General features: G+C 59.3%; 19 protein-coding genes. 11 read left to right on the top strand and 8 right to left on the bottom strand.

The window, feature by feature from the left end; translation table 11 throughout:
* Positions 1-3: 3 nt before the first annotated feature.
* Together aguB and BZL43_RS21565 are read right to left on the bottom strand one after the other, a co-directional pair.
* Positions 4-882, bottom strand: a complete 879-nt coding sequence (aguB, locus tag BZL43_RS21570; RefSeq protein ID WP_095634176.1) for an N-carbamoylputrescine amidase — start codon at positions 880-882, stop codon at positions 4-6.
* A 305-nt stretch (positions 883-1,187) separates the two neighbouring features.
* Positions 1,188-4,100: an aminotransferase gene (locus BZL43_RS21565; protein ID WP_095634175.1), complete on the bottom strand. Its 2,913-nt coding sequence runs from the start codon at positions 4,098-4,100 to the stop codon at positions 1,188-1,190.
* Positions 4,101-4,320: 220 nt separating this feature from the next.
* On the opposite strand from BZL43_RS21565, the gene BZL43_RS21560 reads away from it, so the two are divergent.
* The 5 genes from BZL43_RS21560 to BZL43_RS21540 all read left to right on the top strand — a co-directional run bounded on the left by BZL43_RS21560 (position 4,321) and on the right by BZL43_RS21540 (position 9,312).
* Positions 4,321-4,845 carry a DUF3916 domain-containing protein gene (locus BZL43_RS21560; RefSeq protein WP_095634174.1) on the top strand — a complete coding sequence of 175 codons (525 nt, stop codon included), beginning with the start codon at positions 4,321-4,323 and terminating at the stop codon, positions 4,843-4,845.
* A 119-nt stretch (positions 4,846-4,964) separates the two neighbouring features.
* Positions 4,965-5,510, top strand: a complete 546-nt coding sequence (gene rfbC, locus BZL43_RS21555; RefSeq protein ID WP_095634173.1) for a dTDP-4-dehydrorhamnose 3,5-epimerase — start codon at positions 4,965-4,967, stop codon at positions 5,508-5,510.
* 103 nt (positions 5,511-5,613) lie between these two features.
* Positions 5,614-7,422 (top strand): ATP-binding protein, encoded by a 1,809-nt coding sequence (locus BZL43_RS21550; protein WP_095634216.1) that lies wholly within the window; start codon positions 5,614-5,616, stop codon positions 7,420-7,422.
* Positions 7,419-8,813: a sigma-54 dependent transcriptional regulator gene (locus tag BZL43_RS21545; RefSeq protein ID WP_095634172.1), complete on the top strand. Its 1,395-nt coding sequence runs from the start codon at positions 7,419-7,421 to the stop codon at positions 8,811-8,813. The genes BZL43_RS21550 and BZL43_RS21545 overlap by 4 nt, the downstream gene beginning before the upstream one ends.
* Positions 8,814-8,853: 40 nt before the next feature.
* The gene (locus tag BZL43_RS21540; RefSeq protein WP_095634171.1) at positions 8,854-9,312 is read left to right on the top strand and encodes a YiiD C-terminal domain-containing protein; all 459 of its coding nucleotides are present in this window, start codon (positions 8,854-8,856) and stop codon (positions 9,310-9,312) included.
* 88 nt (positions 9,313-9,400) lie between these two features.
* Here BZL43_RS21540 and cysQ read toward each other — a convergent pair whose 3' ends face one another.
* A complete protein-coding gene (cysQ, locus tag BZL43_RS21535; RefSeq protein WP_095634170.1) occupies positions 9,401-10,234 on the bottom strand; it encodes a 3'(2'),5'-bisphosphate nucleotidase CysQ in 834 nt (277 codons plus the stop codon).
* Positions 10,231-10,797: an ADP compounds hydrolase NudE gene (gene nudE / locus BZL43_RS21530; RefSeq protein ID WP_095634169.1), complete on the bottom strand. Its 567-nt coding sequence runs from the start codon at positions 10,795-10,797 to the stop codon at positions 10,231-10,233. The genes cysQ and nudE overlap by 4 nt, the downstream gene beginning before the upstream one ends.
* A 233-nt stretch (positions 10,798-11,030) precedes the next feature.
* On the opposite strand from nudE, the gene yrfG reads away from it, so the two are divergent.
* Positions 11,031-11,693, top strand: a complete 663-nt coding sequence (gene yrfG, locus BZL43_RS21525) for a GMP/IMP nucleotidase (RefSeq protein ID WP_095634168.1) — start codon at positions 11,031-11,033, stop codon at positions 11,691-11,693.
* A gap of 129 nt (positions 11,694-11,822) precedes the next feature.
* On the opposite strand, the gene lysM is transcribed toward yrfG, so the two are convergent.
* A complete protein-coding gene (lysM, locus tag BZL43_RS21520) occupies positions 11,823-12,263 on the bottom strand; it encodes a peptidoglycan-binding protein LysM (protein ID WP_095634167.1) in 441 nt (146 codons plus the stop codon).
* A gap of 137 nt (positions 12,264-12,400) precedes the next feature.
* On the opposite strand from lysM, the gene BZL43_RS21515 reads away from it, so the two are divergent.
* The 4 genes from BZL43_RS21515 to BZL43_RS21500 all read left to right on the top strand — a co-directional run bounded on the left by BZL43_RS21515 (position 12,401) and on the right by BZL43_RS21500 (position 17,461).
* Positions 12,401-13,288 carry a LysR family transcriptional regulator gene (locus BZL43_RS21515; protein WP_095634166.1) on the top strand — a complete coding sequence of 296 codons (888 nt, stop codon included), beginning with the start codon at positions 12,401-12,403 and terminating at the stop codon, positions 13,286-13,288.
* Between the two features lie 153 nt (positions 13,289-13,441).
* A complete protein-coding gene (fdhD, locus tag BZL43_RS21510) occupies positions 13,442-14,281 on the top strand; it encodes a formate dehydrogenase accessory sulfurtransferase FdhD (RefSeq protein WP_095634165.1) in 840 nt (279 codons plus the stop codon).
* Positions 14,278-16,626 (top strand): FdhF/YdeP family oxidoreductase, encoded by a 2,349-nt coding sequence (locus tag BZL43_RS21505; RefSeq protein WP_095634164.1) that lies wholly within the window; start codon positions 14,278-14,280, stop codon positions 16,624-16,626. The genes fdhD and BZL43_RS21505 overlap by 4 nt, the downstream gene beginning before the upstream one ends.
* A gap of 346 nt (positions 16,627-16,972) precedes the next feature.
* Positions 16,973-17,461 (top strand): glycine zipper domain-containing protein, encoded by a 489-nt coding sequence (locus tag BZL43_RS21500; RefSeq protein WP_095634163.1) that lies wholly within the window; start codon positions 16,973-16,975, stop codon positions 17,459-17,461.
* Between the two features lie 69 nt (positions 17,462-17,530).
* Here the strand turns inward: BZL43_RS21500 and BZL43_RS21495 are convergent, their stop codons facing one another.
* From BZL43_RS21495 to BZL43_RS21485, 3 genes are all read right to left on the bottom strand, one after another.
* The gene (locus tag BZL43_RS21495; RefSeq protein ID WP_095634162.1) at positions 17,531-17,962 is read right to left on the bottom strand and encodes a thioesterase family protein; all 432 of its coding nucleotides are present in this window, start codon (positions 17,960-17,962) and stop codon (positions 17,531-17,533) included.
* A 77-nt stretch (positions 17,963-18,039) separates the two neighbouring features.
* A complete protein-coding gene (locus tag BZL43_RS21490; protein WP_095634161.1) occupies positions 18,040-19,266 on the bottom strand; it encodes a 3-hydroxyacyl-CoA dehydrogenase in 1,227 nt (408 codons plus the stop codon).
* Between the two features lie 118 nt (positions 19,267-19,384).
* Positions 19,385-21,313: an ATP-dependent DNA helicase RecQ gene (locus BZL43_RS21485; RefSeq protein WP_095634160.1), complete on the bottom strand. Its 1,929-nt coding sequence runs from the start codon at positions 21,311-21,313 to the stop codon at positions 19,385-19,387.
* 266 nt (positions 21,314-21,579) lie between these two features.
* Here BZL43_RS21485 and BZL43_RS21480 point away from each other — a divergent pair, with 266 nt between their 5' ends.
* Complete coding sequence (locus BZL43_RS21480; protein ID WP_095634159.1) at positions 21,580-22,611, top strand: S8 family peptidase; 1,032 nt, start codon at positions 21,580-21,582, stop codon at positions 22,609-22,611.
* The last annotated feature ends 51 nt before the right edge of the window (positions 22,612-22,662 follow it).

Here is a 22,662-nt window from a genome sequence, read left to right as displayed (position 1 = left end):
GGTTCAGGACTCCAGGGAACCGTCGAGGGTTTTGATCGCGCCGTACAGGTTCGGGCGACGGTCACGAAATGAGCCCCATGCGCTGCGGATGTGCTCCAGCTCATCGAGATCGAAACTGTGAACCAGAATGCCTTCTTCTGTTTCATTCAGCTCCTGGACTTTCTCGCCAAACTGGTTGGCGATGAACGACGAGCCATAGAAGGTGATGTCGTAGCCATCTTGCTCTTCGTTGCCGACGCGGTTGCTGGCGATCAGCGGCATCAGGTTGGCGCCGGCATGGCCTTGTTGCACGCGTTGCCAATGGTCGCGGGACGAAATGGTCTTGTCGTGTGGCTCGCTGCCGATGGCGGTCGGGTAGAACAGGATTTGCGCGCCTTGCAGCGCCATGCTGCGGGCGCACTCAGGGAACCACTGATCCCAGCAGATGCCCACGCCGATTTTCGCGTAACGGGTGTTCCAGACTTTGAAGCCGGTATCGCCCGGGTTGAAGTAGTACTTTTCGTGATAGCCAGGGCCATCCGGGATGTGGCTTTTACGATAAATCCCGAGGTTGCTGCCGTCGGCATCGATGATCGCGATGCTGTTGAAACGTGCGCGGCCGGCCAGCTCGTAGAAGCTGATTGGCAGAACGACTTGCAGTTCTTTGGCGATTTTCTGGAAATGCTTGATGGCGACGTTGTCTTCGACCGTCGTGGCCAGCTGCAGGTAATCAGGGTTCGGCTTCTGGCAGAAGTACGGCGCCTCGAACAGCTCCTGGATCAGGATGATTTGCGCGCCTTTCGCCGCAGCCTCACGGACCAGCTTCTCAGCGGTCTCAATGTTGGCTTCAAGGTCCCAGGAACAGGCCATCTGGGTAGCGGCGACGGTAACGATACGGCTCATGAATCATCTCCTGGGCAGGTGTTGAGGGTCGAGGTTGGCATCGACTGATGACAGAAAGAGACTGCACGGGGCGTGAGTCATCCACACCGGGGCAATGGCGACTTTATAACCGATAAAAATCGGCTTTAAAAGCGATAAATGTTCTTTCTGTCGAAAAATTCTCCACTTAAAACCGATAACAATCGATGTTTATATTCGCCTTTATGACGCCTTCGCGGGCAAGCCTCGCTCCTACGGATTTACGTCGTTTGCGGAATATGCGCACGACACGGAGCGAGGCTTGCCCGCGAAAGCGATATCGAGTCTTACAACTCTTCGTCCAACACCTTCGACAGCATGTCGACAAAGAAATCCACGCTTTGACGGGAGGTAACCATCGGAGGCTTGATCTTGAGAATGTTCAAGTAATCGCCGGTCGGCTGCATGAAGATCCCCAACTCACGAAGGCGATCGCACAATGCCGTGGTTTCTTCGGTCGCGGGCTCCAGGGTTTCTCGATTGCGGATCAACTCCACGCCCAGGTAAAAACCGGAGCCATGCACCGCCCCCACCAGGGGATGCCGGTCAACAAATGCTTCAAGGCGCTCCTTAAAATACCCACCCACGACCTGGGCGTTCTCCCAGAGTTTTTCTTCTTCCATCACATCCAGCACCGCCATGCCAATCTGGCAACTGACCGGGCTGCCCCCGGCCGACGAGAAGAAGTAGCCCTCGGCCTCCAGCGCCTCGGCAATTTCCCGACGGGTAATGACTGCGCCCAACGGTTGGCCATTACCCATGCCTTTGGCCATGGTGATGATGTCCGGCACCACGCCTTGCTCTTCGAAACCCCAGAAGAATTTGCCCATGCGGCCGTAACCGACCTGCACCTCATCGGCGATGCATACCCCGCCCTGAGCGCGGACCAGCGCATAGACCTGCTTCAAATAGCCCGGTGGCAGCGAGATACCGCCGGCATTGCCGTACACCGGTTCGCAGATGAAACCGGCCAGTTGGCGTTTCTGCTCAGCGATTTTCGCCAGGTTGTGTTCGACGCTACGCACGTAGTCCGGTGCGCTATCGATGCCACGAAATTCACCGCGATAGGTGTTCGGCGCAGTCACTGGATGCACCCAGTCCGGACGGCTGCTCAAGGCCTTGGGGTTATCGGCGATCGAGGTCGAAACCGCGTCCGCCGCCACTGACCAGCCGTGATACGCCTCCAGCACGCTGAGCATGTCGCGACCGCCGCTGTAGGCCCAGGCCAGGCGGATCGCCAGGTCATTGGCCTCGGTGCCGCTGTTGACCAGAAATACGCGATCCATGTTGTCCGGCGCCAGTTTCAGCAAGCGCTCGGAAAACTCGGCAATCGCCGCATAGTGAAAACGCGAATTGGTATTGAGCAACGACCACTGCCGGCTGGCGACGGCGGCCATGCGCGGATGACCATGCCCCAGGACCGCGACATTGTTCAGCATGTCGAGGTAAGAACGACCCTGCATGTCGATCAGATGATTGCGCCAGCCGCGCTCGATGCGCGGCGGGTCGACGTAATAGTGCTTCTGGGAGCGAGCGAAACTCGCGTCACGGCGGACGAGCAATGTCTGCGAGTCGAGCTCTTCCTGGGCATCACAGGCCAGCCCCAACAACATGGCAGGTGAAGGACACAACGCCTGCCAGGCTGCCGCGCGCGAAGGCGTGCAAAACAACGGTGCGTCGAGTTGAGCGCTTCGACACAATTGCACGATCAACGGCCCGCTGACCGAACCCAGCACCTGACCTTTGACCAGCGCCGCGCTACTGCGCACCGATGGGGTCACACCCCACAAACGGACGCTGAGCTCCGGGCCGTCCAGTTGCAGCAAGTTCTCCCCTTCGATATGGATAACCCCGGCAAACGGCGCTTCGACCGCCGTGCCGTCGGGTACTCGCAATGCAACATGTAGCGGGAAAGTATCCGGTTCACCGGCGCTGTCCGGCCGAGTGCGGGACAGACGATACTGACCATATCGACTGGCCGCCAGACCGTGAGCCGCGGCGGCCTCAGTCAGCAGACGCAGGTCGATCCCCTCCTGCTCCCAGTTACCTGCCTCGAAATGCGCACTGAGCACGCCCAGATCGATCAAGGCAAATTCACGCCCCACAAGACTCGGCAATAATGGCGCGAAACCTTCACTGCCGATGCCCGGCAGGCTTTGACCGACGGCGGTCAGGATCGCCGCCTCCATCAAATCCAATGGCACCGACGTGGCAACACGGAAAATTTCCCATTCATGGGTCAGGTTGTCGCGACTGTACTCATTGCCCGGATCAATGCTGACCTGTTGCTCGCCACTGAGCACCAGCACTGCCGAGCGGGCGACGATCAGCGGCCAGAGTGCCAGCAACTCTTCATGCTGCAACGGATTGACCGCGTGATAAGCCCGAACCGCCGGCAAAATGTAGAACGGATCCCCATCGGCATGGTGCAGTAGCGCGGCACAGGTCACCGACAGGTCCGTGATCCGCCAGGTTCGGACCAGGTCGCCGAAATCGATCACGCCCTGCAACTGCCATTGGCGCTGCGAATCCCGCTGCCAGACCACATTGTCATCCGTGATGTCCATGTGGATCGCCTGCACCGGCAGCGTGTCCATCAAGGGCTGCAAATGGCGCTCGGCTTGTTCGGCGGCGTCGGCGATCAGCTTTCGTTGCCGGTCATCCTGGATCACCGGCAGCAAATGAGCGATCAATGCGTTGGCATGGCGAGCGTCCCATTGCAAGGTGCGCTCCAGGCCCGGGTGATTGAAACCGGCCAGCGCCAGGTCCATTTCGCCGCAGAGCCGGCCAAAACCGGCGACCACTGAATGGCTCAGGTGAACGAGGTGCGTCAGGGACTGGCCGTCGATGTAATCAAGCAGGCGCACGTGCACCGCTTGGCCGTCGACCTCAAGCGAGAGCAAGTCTGCCCCATTTTTGGCCGCGATCACTCCAGGCACCGGCACGCCGGAATGTTCAGCCAGATGCTTGAGCCCTGCGTGTTGGGCTTGCAGCTCCAGCGCCGAATAATCACCACGGCAGATTTTCAGGACAAAACGCCCCTGCTCGCTGTCGACGCGGAAATTGAGATCCTGCTGGCTCCCAAGAGCCTGCAACCGCCCGCTCAACCCGTAATGCTCTTTCAACAGCTCAAGCGCTTGCGTCGCAGACACTTGCGGGCTGGGCAGACTGGCGCGGTGAATCAACGTGGCGAGCGGCATACAACGACCCCTGAAATTTTATTAGGCGCTTATATCGCCATTGCTTGGGGCGATACGCAACCCTCTTATACCCGTCTAAGGGTCGGCATTGGGGATGGTTTCCGATCAGCGACTACTCAGATGAACTTTCCTACAGCAATCTCGGATTGCCTTTCACTGTTCCTGATTCCAACCTATAGCCACAAAGGACTCTTCAACCGCCCAGGATAAAGTCGCCACCATGACGATGCGCCGCCTTGCACTCTCAAACAAAAAAATCCGAAACATCCCACGTCGATTGAAAGGCCTCGCAGCCTGGGCCTCTCGCTTCGAGGGTTATTTTCCGGACGATCTGACTCTCGAACAGAAATACTGCAACTGGAAAATTCCGGTTATCACGACACTGGTAGAGGGTAAACAAGCCACCACTGCCATACGCAAAGAATGCGCTCAACAAATGATCAATGCCGCGCATCACATACGCCAGGCCAGGCCGGAAAATGCCATCGACTGTCGAGTAATCACGGTTATCTGCCTGCCAGACATGTTCACCAGCGAAATCTGCATTTACACCAATCTGGACTACCACCGAAGTCACATCCCGCTAATCGATAGTGAATACTGCCCAGCGGATAAAAGCCTCGCAGCGCAATGGGGTCTCGTCCTTCCAGACGGGATGGAAGAAAGAGGTTTGCGCTTTACCGCTGAAGATTGTGACGGACAACCCTATGAGGCAGAGCAGTGGTATTTCGGTGAGGTCGATTAACAGGTGACAGATCACGCAGCGACCTCACGAATTTTATCCCCTGAACCACCGCCCCACTCGCACCCGCCGCCACTTTGCGTAAGAATGTCGACCATCACGCCTATTGCCGGAGAAACACCATGAATGTAGTCACCACCGACCTGCCCGGTGTTCTGATCATCGAACCCAAGGTATTTGGTGACGAGCGCGGCTTCTTCTACGAGAGCTTCAACGCCAAGGCTTTCGAAGAGGCAACCGGCCTGAACACCCAATTCGTTCAGGACAATCATTCCCGCTCGCAAAAAGGTGTACTGCGCGGTTTGCATTACCAGTTGGAGAACACTCAGGGCAAACTGGTCCGTGTCACCGTCGGTGAAGTGCTGGACGTGGCGGTGGATATTCGTCGCAGCTCGCCGCATTTCGGCAAATGGGTGGCGGTACGTCTGTCTGCCGATAACCATCGCCAACTTTGGGTGCCTGAAGGTTTTGCTCACGGTTTCGTGGTACTGAGCGATTACGCCGAGTTCCTCTACAAGACCACCGACTACTACACCCCCTCGGCCGAGCGCAGTATTCGCTGGGACGATCCGGACCTGGGCATCGACTGGCAGCTGGACGAAGCACCGAAACTGTCAGCCAAGGATCAGTCCGCCGCGCTCCTCAAGGACGCTGAAGTTTTTTCCTGAATACCTGTGAATGTTCACCGCCAGTGCGCACTTGATCCCGGTGCGCAGACTGCGCCCGCAAGCCTAGGCATAATGCGTCTATACCCATAGGCGCTTGATGCTCATGACACCCACTCTCCCCCGCAGACCCCGTTGGCGCAGCCTGGCGCTACTCGCGTTGTGCCTGGCGCCCTTGCTGTGGCCGCTGGAGCATCTGGCCGAGCGTTACTACCGCAGCGAACTGGCCGGGCAGAACCGTCAAACCCTAGACCTTTATGTCGCCAACCTGTTGGGCACTCTGCATCGGTATGAAGTGTTGCCGCAGATTCTCGGCGAGCTGCCCGCCCTGCGCGCGACATTGGCTGCGCCCGACGAGGGCGTGATTCAAGGCAATGCCAATCGCCTGCTGAAAAACATCAGTGCGCAGACCGGCGCCGAAGTCATGTACCTGATGGACACCACCGGCAAGACGCTGGCGGCCTCCAATTGGGACAAACACGACAGCTTCGTTGGCCGCAATTTCGCTTTCCGTCCCTATTTCAGCGAAGCCATGGCCGGGCGTCTGGGGCGTTTCTTCGGCCTGGGCACCACTTCGGCCAAGCGCGGTTACTTCTTTGCGGCAGCGATACGTGATCGCGAAAAAATCATCGGCGTGCTGGTGGTCAAGGTCGACCTCGACCATACCGAAAGTCTTTGGGGTAAAACCCCGGAACAACTGCTGGTCACCGACCACAATGGCGTGGTCATCCTCACGTCGCGGCCCGAGTGGCGTTTCCGCTCGACCCGTCCATTGAGCGACGCAGAACGCGAGGCCATCACCGCGATTCAACCCTATCCGACCCGCGATCCCAAGCCGTTGAATCTCGACGCCAACGCCTGGCTGACGCAAACCCGGCAGATCGAAGAAACCGGCTGGAGCGTCAGCATCCTTGCACCGCGCACCCTGATCGATCGCCCGGTACGCACGGTCGTGGCCATTGGCGGTGCAACGTTGCTGGTAGTGATGCTGCTGCTGGGCCTGATGATGCAACGCCGGCGCCATTATCTGGAGCGGATCGCCTTCGAAGGCAAGGCCCGCCAGGAACTGGAAGGCCGGGTCGCCGAACGGACCAGCGACCTCGAAGGCCTCAACCGTCGGCTCAAGCAGGAAGTGCTGGAGCGCGAACACGCCCAGCAGGAACTGGTGCGCGCGCAGGATGACCTGGTGCAGGCCGGCAAGCTCTCGGCGCTGGGGACGATGTCGGCGAGCATCAGCCACGAGCTCAACCAACCGCTGGCGGCGATCCGCAGTTATGCGGAAAACGCCGAAGTGCTGCTCGATCATCAGCGCACCGAGGATGCTCGCGGCAACCTCAAGCTGATCAGCGAATTGACCGGGCGCATGGCCTCGATCATCGCTCACCTGCGCGCCTTCGCCCGGCGTGATCGCCACGCCCCGGAAAGTGTGGCCCTGCAACCGGCACTGGACGACGCACTGGCGTTACTGGCCAAGCGTCGGCGTAGCATGGAAGTCGAGCTGATCCGTGACCTGCCCGCCGCCACCCTATGGGTCGAGGCTGGAGAAACGCGCCTGCGTCAGGTACTCGGCAATCTGCTGGCCAATGCTCTCGACGCCCTGACGGAAAAAGGCCCGCCGCGTAAACTCTGGTTGAGTGCCGAGTCCACCGTCGACGGCGTCAATCTGTACATTCGCGACAACGGCCCCGGGTTTTGCCTGGAAGCGCTGGGTCGCGCCGGCGAGCCCTTCTACACCACCAAGACCCGCACTCAGGGGCTTGGCTTGGGGCTGGCGATTTGCGACACCTTGATGCGCGCCTTCGGGGGTGAACTGTCGTTCTCCAACCACAAGGAAGGTGGCGCCCTGATTACCCTGAAGTTGCGCGCAGGCGCACCGGGCGTGAGCCTGCAACCGTCCGAGGACCGAAGTGCATGACCATCGACAATCGCATCCAGGTCGTGTTGATCGACGACGATCCGCACCTGCGCCAGGCCCTGAGCCAGACCCTGGACCTGGCCGGCCTGAAGATTCTGCCGCTGGCTGAAGCCAAAGGCCTGGCCGGGCAACTGGAGCGTGACTGGTCGGGCGTGGTGGTCAGTGACATCCGTATGCCAGGCATGGACGGCCTGGAATTGCTGACCGAACTCCACGCCCAGGACCCTGAGCTGCCGGTGCTGCTGATCACCGGCCACGGCGATGTGCCGCTGGCCGTTCAAGCCATGCGTGCCGGGGCCTATGATTTTCTGGAAAAACCCTTCGCCAGCGATGCCCTGCTCGACAGCGTGCGTCGTGCCCTGGACCTGCGCCGGCTGGTGCTGGACAACCGCAGCCTGCGTCTGGCCCTGAGCGATCGCAATGAACTGAGCGCTCGACTGGTCGGGCAATCAGCGCCGATGCTGCGCCTGCGTGAGCAGATCGGTGCATTGGCGGCGACCAAGGCCGACGTACTGATCCTCGGCGAAACCGGTGCGGGCAAGGAAGTGGTGGCGCGCGCGCTGCACGACCTGTCGAGTCGGCGTAACGGTCCATTCGTGGCGATCAACGCCGGGGCCCTGGCCGAATCGGTGGTGGAAAGCGAGCTGTTCGGTCACGAGCCCGGTGCGTTTACCGGCGCGCAGAAGCGTCGCATCGGCAAGTTCGAATTCGCCAACGGCGGCACGTTGTTCCTCGATGAAATCGAAAGCATGAGCCTGGACGTGCAGGTGAAATTGCTGCGCTTGCTGCAAGAGCGGGTCGTCGAGCGCTTGGGCGGCAACCAGCTGATCCCGCTGGATATCCGCATCATTGCCGCGACCAAGGAGGACCTGCGTCAATCCGCTGATCAGGGCCGCTTCCGTGCCGACTTGTATTACCGCCTGAACGTCGCACCGCTGCGCATTCCGCCGCTGCGTGAGCGGGGCGAAGATGCGCTGATGCTGTTCCAGTATTTCGCCGATGAAGCCAGCGCCCGCCACGGTTTGCCACCCCACGAATTGCAGCCGGGACACCGGGCGCTGCTATTGCGCCACACCTGGCCAGGCAATGTACGTGAACTGCAGAACGCCGCCGAACGCTTTGCCTTGGGTCTGGAACTGGCGCTGGACAACAGTGCGCCGGACGGCGTCGTCGGCAGCACGATTGAAGTGGTCAGCGGCGGCCTGAGCGAGCAAGTGGAGAATTTCGAGAAGAGTTTGATTGCCGCCGAACTGGCGCGCTCTCACAGCTCCGTGCGCAGCCTCGCCGAAGCCCTCGGCATTCCGCGCAAAACCTTGCACGATAAACTGCGCAAGCATGGTCTGAACTTCGCCGACAGCGGCGCCAGCAGCCCCACCGACGACCTTGATTGAGCTACCGTAAAATCATCCCCTTCAAACAAAAGGCCCGTGAATGAACCGCGACAGTCGTCACCTGGAATCGATCCTCCATTCTGACATCCCCCTCACGCGGGACATGGGCCTCAAAGTGCTCGACTGGCACGACCAACAGCTGCGCCTGCACCTGCCGCTTGCGGCCAACGTCAATCACAAAAGCACCATGTTCGGTGGCAGTCTATATTGCGGCGCAGTATTGGCCGGCTGGGGCTGGCTGCATTTGCGTTTGCGTGAAGAAGGCATCATCGAAGACGGGCACATCGTGATTCAGGAAGGGCAGATCAGCTACCCGCTACCGGTCACTACAGACGCGACGGCGATTTGCCAGGCACCGAGTGCGGCAGTATGGAAGAAGTTTCTGGCAATGTATGAGCGCTATGGGCGGGCGCGGTTGACGCTGCATTCGCGGATTGTGAATGCCGGGAGTGAAGAGGATGCGGTGCGGTTTACCGGGCAGTATGTCCTTCACCGATGACTGATCGTTCCCACGCTCTGCGTGGGAATGCAGCCCGTCCCTGGAAGCATTCCCACGCGGAGCATGGGAACGATCTTATCTTTGATCTTCAACCCCGAGCCAAAGCCAACAATTTCTCCCGCCAAGCCGCTTTAGCCGGCAGCGCCAGGAAAAACTCATTCAACAACGACTCCCGCGCCGGATAACAGAACGGCTCACCATTCAAATCCAGCACCTCACCGCCCGCACCTTCCAGCACGCCTTGCGCCGCCGCCGTGTCCCACTGCGAAGTCGGCGCCAACCGCGGATAACAATCCGCCGCCCCTTCCGCCAACAGGCAAAATTTTAGCGAGCTGCCGATGTTCGCCAGTTGCAATTCACCCAGGCTATCGCTCAACCCCGTCAGTAGCTGTTCCTGCTCAGGGCTCGAATGCCGACGGCTGGCGACCACCGTGAAAAGCTCGCCCGCAGCCGGAACCTCGCGAACCTGAATCGGCAACGGCTCGGCGTCTTTATCACCACGCCAGGCTCCCAACCCGGCACCGCCGACATAAAAACGCCCGTTGGTCGGCATCGACACCACGCCGAACACCACACGCCCCTGTTCGATCAGTGCGATGTTGACAGTGAACTCTTCGCTACCGGAGATGAACTCCTTGGTCCCGTCCAACGGATCGACCAGCCACCAGCGTTGCCAGCTGGCGCGCACGCTCTGGGGGATATTGGCGTCCTCTTCGGACAGCACCGGAATGCTCGGATCCAGCGCGGTCAGCCCGGCCAGAATTACATGATGAGCGGCCATGTCGGCGGCGGTGACCGGGGAATCATCGGACTTTGCAGTGACCGCAACGTTGACGCGCCAGAACGGCAGGATCGCCTCGCCAGCCTTCAAAGCCAGTTCAACGACTGGCGCCATCAACGGATGGGGAAAATTCAAGTTCACGGCAAAAACACCCCACGTTGAGTCATTAAGTCACGGGCCAGATACAGCGCCGCCAAGGCACGGCCCTCAGTGAATCGCGGATTCTGCGCCAAAGACGACAATTCACGCAGATTGATCTTTTCCACCCCCATCGGCTCGGGCTCGTCACCCTCCAGGCGTTCTTCGTACAGGTCGGTGGCCAGCACCACCTGGATCCTCTGGCTCATGTAGCCCGGTGACAATGACAACTCGGTCAAATGCTCAAGCTGTCGCGCGCCATACCCGGCCTCTTCCATGAGCTCGCGCTCGGCCGCCGCCAACACGTCTTCGCCCGGCTCGATCAAACCTTTGGGCAGGGACAACTCATAAGCATCGGTGCCGCCGCAGTACTCCTCTACCAACACCGCATGTTCCGCATCGAGCATCGCCACGATCATCACTGCGCCATGACCGGTGCCTTTGCTGACCAGACGCTCGTAAGTACGCTCCACGCCATTGGAAAAGCGCAACTTCAGCTCTTCGACACAGAACAAACGGCTGGTGGCGACAATGTCGCGGGCGAGTACGGTGGGTTTCTGGCGCATAGATGGCTCCTTGGCGTAAGCGGGTTACTATACAGGCTGTTTGAAAGCTGCTGCGCTCGAGATTGCTGCGTCAAAAACAGGCTCGGACGGGTCATTTACAACTCGTAAACTCCCCGTCCTCGCCTGTTTTTTCCTTGCACTCCCTTCGCTCGCGACGCTTTCCACCCAGCCTGTACCCGGCCTATCCTGATTGTTTATCCCGGATATCTTTTTTACCGCTGGAGAAGTTTTTTATGTCCCTGCTGCCCTGGCATGACATCGATACCGTTTTGCTGGATATGGACGGCACGCTGCTGGACCTGCACTACGACAACCATTTCTGGATGGAGCATCTGCCACAGCGTTATGCCGAGCTGCATGGGGTGAGCCGGGCCATGGCGGAGCTGGAGTTGCAGCCGTTGTTCGAACGCAATGCCGGACAATTGCAGTGGTACTGCCTGGATTTCTGGAGCGCCGAGCTGAAGCTGTCGGTGCGCGAACTGAAACTGGAAACCGCGCACCTGATCGCCCTGCGTCCGGATGCAGACACGTTTCTGGCGGCGATCAATCAGGCCGGCAAACGGGTGATACTGATCACCAACGCCCACCGCGATTCGCTGTCATTGAAGCTGGAACGAATTGAGCTGGCGCCGTATTTCGAGCGGTTGATCAGCTCTCATGATTACGGTTATCCCAAGGAAAGCCCGCAGTTCTGGGATGCCTTGCAAGCCGACATCGGCTTCGATCCGGCGCGCAGCCTGTTTATCGATGACACGCTGCCGATTCTGCGCAGTGCGCGCAATTTTGGCGTCGTGCATCTGCTGGCCGTGAGCCAACCGGACAGCCGCAAAGCGCCCAAGGACACCGCCGAGTTTGCGGCGGTGGGGGATTATCGGGAGCTCATTACAGGACTTTAGACCGAGTCGCCTGCATCGCGGGCAAGCCACGCTCCCACAGGTTTTGTGTCGTGTGTGCATTCTACGCGAACGACACAAAACCTGTGGGAGCGTGGCTTGCCCGCGATGGCCATCACACGGTCTCAAGTCTTACTCAGGAATCCGCAACACCTGCCCCGGATAGATCTTGTCCGGGTGCGAAAGCAGTGGTTTGTTGGCCTCGAAAATCTTGTTGTACTTGTTCGGGTCGCCGTATTCGGCCTTGGAAATCGCGCTCAGGGTGTCGCCCTTTTTCACCGTAACGAAACGAGCGACCTTCGCCACCGGCCCGGTCACCGTGATCTGGTCATCAACACTGCCGACACCGGCGATATTGCCCAAGGCCAGCAGAATCTTTTCCTTCTCTTCCTGGCTCGCCACATCACCAGTGACGATGACTTTGTCGCCTTCAATTGTCGCCTGAACATTCGGATTGCCCAGGCCGACCTTGCTGAGGTGTTCCTTCAACTGCTCGCTGGCATTGGCATTGCCAGGTGTCAGCAGATCGATAAGTTTTTCGCCTGCTTCTTTCACAAAGCTAAAAATACTCATGGTGCACTCTCCTTGGGGTTTGGGTTCCAGACGCCAAAGACTAGACCAGCCTTGAAAAGCCCGGCTCCTTGCCGACCAATGACCCAACCCCGCGCAGGCGGTAGAATCGCAAACCTTGCCCGCGCCCTGGAGCGAAGATGGACATCAAGCAACTCAAATTCCTCATCGCTCTGGACGAAACCCGGCACTTTGGCCAGGCCGCCGCGCGTTGTCACATCACTCAACCGACCCTGTCCATGCGCCTGCGCAGCCTTGAAGAAGAGCTTGACCTGCCGCTGGTCAACCGCGGCCAGCGCTTCGAAGGTTTCACCGCCCCGGGCGAACGCGTGCTGGCGTGGGCGCGTACGGTGCTGGCGGCCTACGACGGCTTGCAGGCCGAAGCGGCAGCCTGTCGCGGCAGCCTTGTGGGTACGTTGCGTCTGGGCGTGGTGCCGCTGTCGAGTTTCGACCCGGTACCGCTGATGCAGCGCCTGCACGCCGAGCACCCGAACCTGCGCTTTGAACTGTCGGCCCTGAGTTCCGAGCAGATCCTCGAACAGTTGGCAAACAACCGTCTCGACCTCGGCGTGTCATACCTGGAGCATCTGGACGGTGAGCGTTTCGATTCTCTGGCTTTCAGCGAAACCCGCATGGGCTTGCTCTACGATCAGCGTTTCTTCAGTTTCGGCGATGCGCCCTTAAGCTGGAAATCGTTGATTGAACTGCCACTGGGCATGCTCACCAGTGGCATGCATTTTCGCCAGTCCATCGACCATAACTTCCACAGTCGTGGCTTGGCCCCCCAACCGTTGCTGCAAACCGATGCGGTCCACCAATTGTTACAAGCGGTACACGGCGGCCTGTGCTGCGCCGTGATGCCATTGGAGGGGGGTCTGGAAAACCTCACCGATCACTTGCGCCTGCAACCCATTGAAAGTGCCCAGACCCTCGCCCGGTTGGGGCTGATCATGCGTCGTAGCGCTCCGCGTTCGGCGCTTGCAGAAGCCTGTTTCGCGATCTACCAACAATCAATGGCCGGCTCTTGATCGACGCCATCTATCGGAAGATCAGTAATAGCAATTAGACGCGACAGATTGACGCGCCTAGGCTTAGGTGGCGTTCTCAATGAGTTTTCCCGGCGCGGCGGAGAAACTCATTGAAAACGCCCCCTAAGCTGATTAAACCGTTGGTGATGCCTTATGAACGCCAAGCGCCCTTCCCGCGCGGCGCCTGCTGTTGAAACGCCTGCGACCGTCGCCAGTCAGACATACAGTTACTGCAACCTTGAATACACCGAATCGTCCAGCACCGCGCTGGCCGAGGAAGTCGCGTTGGCGATTGCCTATAACGGCATCAGCCAGGCCGTCATGTTGGTCACGCCAACGGATCTTGAAGACTTCATTGTCGGCTTCAGCCTTGGCAGCGGCATCATCGAAGACGCTTCAGACATCTATGACTTGCAACTCAGCGGCTCGGGTTCGGCGCAATACGCGCAAGTGACCATCGCCAATCGCGCCTTCTGGAACCTCAAGCAGCAGCGTCGGCAACTGGCTGGCACCAGCGGTTGCGGTCTCTGCGGCGTGGAAGCGGTCGAGCAAGCGCTGCCCGATCTCAAAGTCTTGGCCGGCGCACCGTTGCCCCCGGCCGAATGGCTGGACGGCCTGCGTCAGCGCATCGGTGCATTTCAGCCACTGGGCCAACATTGCGGCGCGGTGCATGCGGCGGTGTTCATGAACGGCAATGGCGAATTGCTGCTGGGCCGTGAAGACATTGGCCGGCACAACGCCCTCGACAAGCTGATCGGCGGGTTGATCCGCCAGAAGATCCCGATCACTGGCGGCCTGGCGATTGTCACCAGCCGTTGCAGCCTCGAATTGATTCAGAAAGTTTTACGCGCCGGCATTCAGACCCTGGTCAGCCTGTCGTCGCCCACGGGCCTTGCCGTGCAATGGGCCCGTCGACATAACCTCAACCTCATCCACCTGCCGCAGAAAAGTGCACCACGGGTTTACAGCCCAGCGTTGGAGAATCAAGCGTGAGTCAACACCGTCAAGCCGATCAGAAACCCGTCCCCCGCTACAAGCCCTACAAAGGCCCAGCAGGTGGCTGGGGCGCGCTGATCAGCGTCGCCCAGGCCTGGTTGACCAGCGATAACGCGCTGAAAAACCTGCGCATCATGCTCAAGACCAACCAGAACGGTGGCTTCGACTGCCCCGGTTGCGCCTGGGGTGATTCTCCGGAAAAGGGCATGGTGATGTTCTGCGAGAACGGCGCCAAAGCGGTGAACTGGGAAGCGACCAAGCGGCGCGTCGATGCTCCATTCTTTGCCAAACACAGCGTCACCTCGCTGCTGGAACAGAGTGATTACTGGCTTGAATATCAGGGCCGCCTGACCGAGCCGATGAGCTACAACACCGAAACCGATCGCTACCAGCCCATCAGTTGGGATGACGCCTTTACCCTGATCGCCAAACATCTGCGCGGCCTGTCGAGCCCGAATCAGGCCGAGTTCTATACCTCGGGCCGCGCCAGCAACGAAGCGGCGTTCCTCTATCAATTGTTCGTGCGCGCCTATGGCACCAACAATTTCCCTGACTGCTCGAACATGTGCCACGAAGCCAGTGGTGTTGCGTTGGCACAGAGCGTTGGCGTGGGCAAAGGCACCGTGACCTTCGATGATTTCGAACATGCCGATGCGATTTTCGTCTGGGGCCAGAACCCTGGCACCAACCACCCGCGGATGCTCGAACCCCTGCGCGAAGCCGTGAAACGCGGCGCTCAGGTGGTGTGCATCAACCCGCTGAAAGAACGCGGCCTGGAACGTTTTCAGCACCCACAACACCCACTGGAAATGCTCACCAACGGCGACAAGCCGACCAACACCGCGTACTTCCGCCCCGCACTGGGCGGCGACATGGCGATCATGCGCGGCATGGCCAAGTTCCTGCTGCAATGGGAGCGCGATGCGCAGAAGGCCGGTGAGCCTGCGGTGTTCGACCACGACTTCCTCAATGAACACAGCGTCAACGTTCTGGAATACCTGGGCATCGTCGACGACACCTCGTGGGAGCAGATCGTCGAACAGTCCGGCCTGACGCTGATGGAAATCGAGCAAGCGGCGCGTATGTACGTCAAAGGCAAGAACGTCATCATGTGCTGGGCGATGGGCATCACCCAGCATCGTCATTCGGTGGCGACCATCCAGGAAATCGCCAACCTGATGTTGTTGCGCGGCAACATCGGCCGGCCGGGTGCCGGCCTGTGCCCGGTGCGTGGCCACAGTAATGTGCAAGGCGACCGGACAATGGGCATCAACGAACGTCCGCCGGTGGCATTCCTCGACGCTCTGGAGCGACGCTTCCAGTTCAAGGCGCCCCGTGAAAACGGCCACAACGTGGTCGAGGCGATTCACGCCATGGCCGACGGCCGCTCGAAAGTCTTCATCGGCCTGGGCGGCAATTTCGCCCAAGCCACACCGGACAGCACGCGAACCTTCCAGGCTCTGGCCAACTGCGACCTGACCGTGCAGATCAGCACCAAGCTCAACCGTAGCCATTTGGCCCACGGTAAAGACGCGCTGATCCTGCCGTGCCTGGGCCGTACCGACATCGATATCCAGGCCGAAGGCGCCCAAGCAGTGACCGTGGAAGACTCGTTCAGCATGGTCCATGCCTCCAACGGTCAGCTGCAGCCACTGTCGAACCAGATGCGCTCGGAGCCTGCAATCATCGCCGGCATCGCCGCCGCGACCCTGGGCAGCAAACCGGTGGACTGGAACTGGCTGGTGGCCGATTACAACCGCATCCGCGACCTGATCGCCGACACCATCCCGGGCTTCCGGGACTTCAACGAGAAAATCCAGAACCCGGGTGGTTTCTATCTGGGTAACAGCGCCAGCGCACGTCGCTGGAATACGCCATCGGGCCGGGCCAACTTCCGTGTGAACAGGCTGCCCAAACACCTGGTCCACGAACGCACCCGCGCCACCGGCATGCTGCCGGACCTGATCATGCAGTCGATGCGTTCCCATGATCAGTACAACACCACGATTTATGGTCTTGATGACCGTTATCGCGGGGTGAAAGGCCAGCGCGACGTGCTGTTCGTCAATGAAGCCGACATCATTCGCCTCGGGTTCAAACCCGGGCAGAAAGCTGACATTGTTTCGATTTGGGATGATGGCCATGAGCGTCGGGTGAAGGGTTTCACGCTGCTGGCGTTTGATATTCCTGCCGGGCAAGCGGCCGCTTACTATCCGGAAGTGAACCCGCTGGTGCCGCTGGAAAGCACCGGGGATGGCAGCCATACGCCGACATCGAAATTTGTGGCGATTCGCTTGGAAGCGGCGAGTGAGACGGGGTTGATCATGGCGAAATCGGCTTAATGCGGTAGCAGGTCTGGCCTCTTCGCGGGCAAGCCTCGCTCCTACAGATTTTCGCCCTCTAAAGGACACGCAATTTGTAGGAGCGAGGCTTGCCCGCGAAGACATTCGATTTGGCAACACACCTATCGACACCCTTCGAACACTTTCCAATCGCCCACAAAAAAGGCCGTTTCTGTATAAAAACGGCCTTTGCGAAGTAGTTAAAGACCGGTGAAAAACACTTAAGTTCCGCCCAAAAAACAGTAACTTATAGAATTGTGCTCAAGTCGTGTTACTCGTCGGATTTCGATTGTCACAACCATGACACAGCCTCAGGATCGCGCCGTCATCCCCTTGAGGTTCCTCTATGAAGTTCTCCTCGATTCTCTTGTTGTCCCTTGGCCTGGTCAGTGGCTTCGCTTCTGCAGGCGGCACCACCGAAGCAGGTGTGGGCGGCGCATTGGGCGGGGTTCTTGGCTCGGTCGTCGGTCAATCGTTAGGCGGCAATACAGGTTCAACCATTGGCGCGGCCCTGGGCGGCGCGGGTGGTAGCGCCGTCGGCGCAGACAAACGCAGCCGTGGCGAAGCAGCCATTGGCGGTGCGTTGGGCGCAGCAGGCGGTAACGTGGTCGGCCGTAGCGTGGGCGGCACCACCGGCAGCCTGATCGGTTCCGCAGCAGGCGGCGGCGCCGGTGGCGCGCTGGGTAACTACATGGGCAACAAGAGCGATGACGACGACGATCGTCGCTATCGTCGTGGTTATGATGATGACGATCGTGGTTACTACCGTCGCGGCCATCCAGGTCGTGGTCATGCCTACGGCCATCGCAAGCATAAACATCGCTATCACGACTGAGGCTTGAATCGCCTCGTTTGCCGGTAGATCAAAAAATCGCAGCCCTCGGGCTGCGATTTTTTTTGCCTCTCAGATCGCCAGTCGCTCCAACGCCCCGCGCAATCGGGCAGGAATTGCCACCGGCTGATTCGTGGTCCGATCCACGAACACATGCACGAAGCGCCCCGCCGCACAGGCGTCAATTTCCCCTGCCTTGAACACCGCCAATTCGTATTGCACCGAGCTGTTGCCCAACTTGCCGACCCGCAGGCCAATCTCGATACGGTCCGGGAAAGCGATCGAGGCAAAGTAGTCGCAGGCCGAACTCACCACAAACCCCACCACCTCGCCGTCATGGATATCCAGGCCGCCGACTTCGATCAGGTAGGTGTTTACCGCCGTATCGAAAAAACTGTAGTAGGTGACATTGTTGACGTGACCGTAGGCGTCATTGTCGTGCCAGCGAGTGGTGACGGGCTGGAAGTGCGGGTAGTCGGTGCGTTGGGGCATGGGGTTGGACATCGGCGTCGATTCCTGGAATTGGATAGCGAGTCTAAAGCGAAAACCGCGTTATCGTTTTTCGCAGGCGCCTCATAAAATCACATGTCAGCAAAGCCCCTACCCTCCGCCGCCAGCTCACCAATCAATCGTGCCGGCGCCCAGTGATCGCCCTGACGGGTCTCCAGAGCCAGCAAGCGCAGATGAATATCTTCCAACCCTTGCTGATCCGCCCAGGCCATCGGCCCGCCCTTGTCCGCCGGGAAGCCGTAACCGTTGAGATAAACCAGGTCGATGTCATGCGCCGATGCCGCGATGCCTTCCTGAAGAATCTTCGCGCCTTCGTTGACCAGCGCCAGCAAGCAACGCTCCAGAATCTCTTCAGGGCTGATCTCGCGGCGTTGGAACCCTAACCCTTCACTGACTTCCAATACCAGCGCATCGACTTCCACATCGTGCTCAGCCTGGCGACTGCCCGGTTCGTAGTGGTAATACCCATCGCCACTCTTCTGACCGAAACGCCCCAGCTCGCACAAGCGGTTGTCCACTTGAACCTCCGGCGCATCCTGGCCTTTGCCTGCCAGTTCCCGCGCGCGCCACTCCAGATCGATGCCGACCACGTCGTACATGCGAAACGGCCCCATGGCGAAACCAAAACCTTGCAGCGCCGCATCCACCTGATAAGGCAAGGCGCCCTCCAGCAGCATCTTGCGTGCTTCGAGCACGTACGGATGCAGCATGCGGTTGCCAATGAAGCCATGGCAATTGCCCGACACCACGCTGACCTTGCCCATGCGCTGGCCCAGGGCCAAGGCTGCATCGAGTACCGCCGGCTCCGTCCGGGCGCCGCGCACGATTTCCAGCAGCTTCATGATGTGCGCCGGGCTGAAGAAATGCAGGCCCAGGACTTGTTGTGGACGGCGAGTGACAGCAGCCATGGCGTCGATGTCCAGTGCCGAGGTATTGCTGGCCAGAATCGCTTCGGGTTTCATCACGCCGTCGAGTTCGCCGAAGATTTTCTGTTTCAACTCAAGGTTTTCGTAAACCGCTTCGATGACCAGATCGACATCGCGGATCGCCGCATAATCGGCAGCCGCCGTCACCCGGGCAATGCGCGCATCCGCCTCGGCTTGATCGATCCGCCCCTGACGCACGTTGTGGGCGTAAGTTTCAGCCACGCTGGTCAGTGCTTGCTCAAGCATTTGCGGATTGTTATCGACCCATTGCACCGGCACCCCGGCGTTGGCCAGGCACATGACAATGCCACGGCCCATGGTGCCCGCGCCGATCACGGCGGCGCGCTGAATATCGAACGGTGTCTGGCTCATGGTTGTTCTCTTGTCAGCGATCCAAAGACAGTTCTTCACCATAGACAGGCGCTGGGCTTTTTTGAAATTTATTCCTGTGATGAGCGACATTCAGCGGATGGATGCGGGCACCTGGTATCTACAAATGGACCTCTACCCAACAACGCACGTCGCCGTACGGATAATCCTCCAACACCGCAAACCCCGGAATCGACCGCGCTTTGAGCTTGGTAAACAGCGGCACGCTGATCCCGCATAGAAATCTTGTTACGCGTTCAGCTGAAGGAAGGTTGCCCGTGTGCTGCTCGTGCCTGTGGATAAAATCACCGCACAGCGCCTCGAAGTTTTTATCCACAAGCGCTGGCAATTCCGGCGGTGCCGGCAATCGCGCCACCTGACCGTGACACACGGAACAATGCCCGCACTGCTTCGGCGCGTTTTCATCGCCAAAGTATTCCGCCAGGCGATAGCCCAGGCAATGGTCGGTAGCGAACAGATCCAGCATGGCGTGAATCCGTGCGATCTCGGTACGCTCGTGCTGGGTGAAGCAGGCGTGCAATTCAGCGCTCAGGGTTTGGGAATCAACCTCGGCTTGCAGCAGGCTGTAAACCTCGGTCATCTGCTTGCTTTCGACCTCGATCCAGCCCTTCTCCTGAAAATAATCCAGCGCCTTGACCACCCGACTGCGCTCGGCGGAATACCGCTCATACAACGCATCGAAATTCACCGTGGCCCAGGTCCGTGCACGGCTGGAGGTCTGGATGATTGCCGAGACGAAGTCCTTGCGCTCACCTTCGAATCGGGCAAGCAATGCGTCAGGTTCCTGCAAATACTTGAAACGGTATTCGGCGTAATAGGCATAACGCGGGGCGATTATTCCACGCAGTTCCAGCTGCACCAGCAAAGTCTTGAGCGGTAACTGGCGAATGTTGCTCTGATCGGCCAAAGGTCCCAGCAGAAACTCCCATTGCCCCTCGGGCGCGGTGGCTTGCAATTCGTCGAGCACGTAGCGAATGCCGTCCCGTTCCGGCGTATCGCCGTAGACGAAGTTTTCCAGCACGTTGAGGCTGTCGCGGTTGGCCAGCACCAGGCAATCGGATGGCTGCCCGTCACGCCCGGCGCGACCGATTTCCTGGCTGTAGTTTTCGATGGATTTAGGCAGGTCGAAATGCACCACGTTGCGGATATCGCTTTTATCGATGCCCATGCCGAAGGCAATGGTGGCGACGATGCAATTGGATTGCCCGCCCATGAACCGCCGCTGAATCGCTTCCCGTTGTTCATGGGGCAAACCGGCGTGATAGGCCTCGGCCTGAATGCCGTTGCGCCCCAGATGCTCGGCAATGTGCTCAGCGGTTTTCTGCAGGGTGACGTAGACAATACTCGGCTGGCCAGGACGCTGGCTCATCCACTCGACAAGGCGTCGTCGCTTGTCCTGGCCGCGTACCGGTTCCACCCACAGATTGAGGTTGGATCGATAGAAACCGGTGGTCACCACATCCTCAGGGGCGATGGCGAATTTGGCCTGCATGTCGGCGATCACCCTGGGTGTCGCGGTGGCGGTCAGCAGCAGCGCCTGCGGGATGTTGAACTGCCGCTGATAGTCCGGCAGCTTGAGGTAGTCGGGGCGGAAGTTATGGCCCCATTCAGAGATGCAGTGGGCCTCATCCACCACCAGCAGCGAGATCGGTACCTGCTGCAAAAAATGGCGGAAGCGCTCGTTCTTCAGACGCTCCACGGAAATCATCAGAATCTTCAATTCACCGGACTTTGCCCGCGTCATCACATCGCTGGCGTCATCGCGGCTCTGGGCCGAATCGATACTGCCCGCCGCAATGCCGTGGCGCTGCAAGAACGCTAGCTGATCCTGCATCAATGCCAACAGGGGCGACACAACCAATGTCAGGTGCGGCAGTAGCAAGGCCGGCAGTTGATAGCAAAGGGACTTGCCCGAACCGGTCGGGAAAATCGCCGCCGCCGAGCGCCCGGCCAACACAGCACTGACCGCCGCCTCCTGGCCGGGTCGAAACTGTGGATAACCAAAAACCTGTTCCAGGGTGTTGTGCATAAGCTGTCACTCCGTTGACCGCTGCGAAGCCCAAAGCCTAGCCGGCGAACGCAGCGAGTCGAGAAAAGGTTGGGGCAAAAACGATACGGAATGATACAGCGTCTACTCATCGATCCCTCGCCACGGCTTGAAACAAAACGGAGCAATTCGCCACCTGACGTAAATCCCTTGCCTGCCGGTAAGATCCTCCTCCGACAAAACATTTTCCGCGAAGTATTCGTCACAGCAGGAAGCCTGATGGACGCGGATTTCACGAAGGAACGATCATGCACCGCATACCCATTATGTCTATTGTCATTGCATCCACTCTGCTGAGCGGATGCATTAATCCTCCTGAAGAACCGCCACTGCTTGCCGCGTTTGAAACCCGGGAATATCAGGCCCAGAAGGGCTTGGCGGTTATCCATGCCTCAAGTCTTTATGCTCGCGGCGGCACCGGTCAGGGCGTAGCCGTGGCTCTGATTGGCTCAGGCTTGAACAGCCATCTGCCGGAGTTTCAAGGAAGGCTCCTTGACCCCGGGTTCGATTACATCGAGAAACAAGCTGGCACCTCCGACCGAATCGGTCACGGGACACAAATGGCTGGCATTCTCGCGGCTAACAAGGACGATCAGGGCATGCATGGCGTGGCCTATAACGCCCAGTTGATCCCCTATCGCTTCGGCGACGACGACGAACCCTTTTTCTTCGATAGTGAAATCGCTCAATCCTGGCAAGCAGGTTTCGACAAGGGCGCACGCATCCTTAATAACTCGTGGGCCAATGCCATTCCGGCGACCGAGATCAATGAAGCACGTTATAACCAGGTGATGCCGGAATCGCTGATGACCGCTCGAAAACTGGTTCGGGACGGCGCGGTGTTTGTGTTTCCGACCGGCAATGAGCTGAAACGAGAACCGCTGGCCGAGCCAGGATTACCCGTTGCCCTGCCCGAACTGGAGAAAGGCTGGATCGCTGTGGTTGCAGTAAAGAACGACGGCAGCAGCATCAATGCAAAATCCAATTACTGTGGTGTCGCCGCAGCCTGGTGTATCGCTGTGCCGGGTGGTGACTCTGGCGCCGAGCAAGGCCTGCTGACCACAAGCAAAGATGGCAAATACGTCCAGACGGCCGGCACTTCGCCTGCTGCTGCACTGGTCAGTGGTGCACTGGCCGCCCTGCAAAGCCGATACCCCGAACTGAGCACACAGCAGGTACGCGAACGACTGCTGGCAACGGCAAACCGCACGGGTATCTATGCCAACAGTGAAGCGTACGGCAGAGGGTTGATGGACCTTGAGGCTGCGTCGCGCCTGTGATCAGCCTCACTTTCTGACTGAGGGCTGGCGGCACTCATCTCGCCGCGTTGT

Source organism: Pseudomonas sp. PICF141 (assembly GCF_002286815.1).
GTDB lineage: Bacteria > Pseudomonadota > Gammaproteobacteria > Pseudomonadales > Pseudomonadaceae > Aquipseudomonas.
Note: the sequence above shows the minus strand (reverse complement) of the source record. Positions and strands in the feature narration are given on the sequence as shown.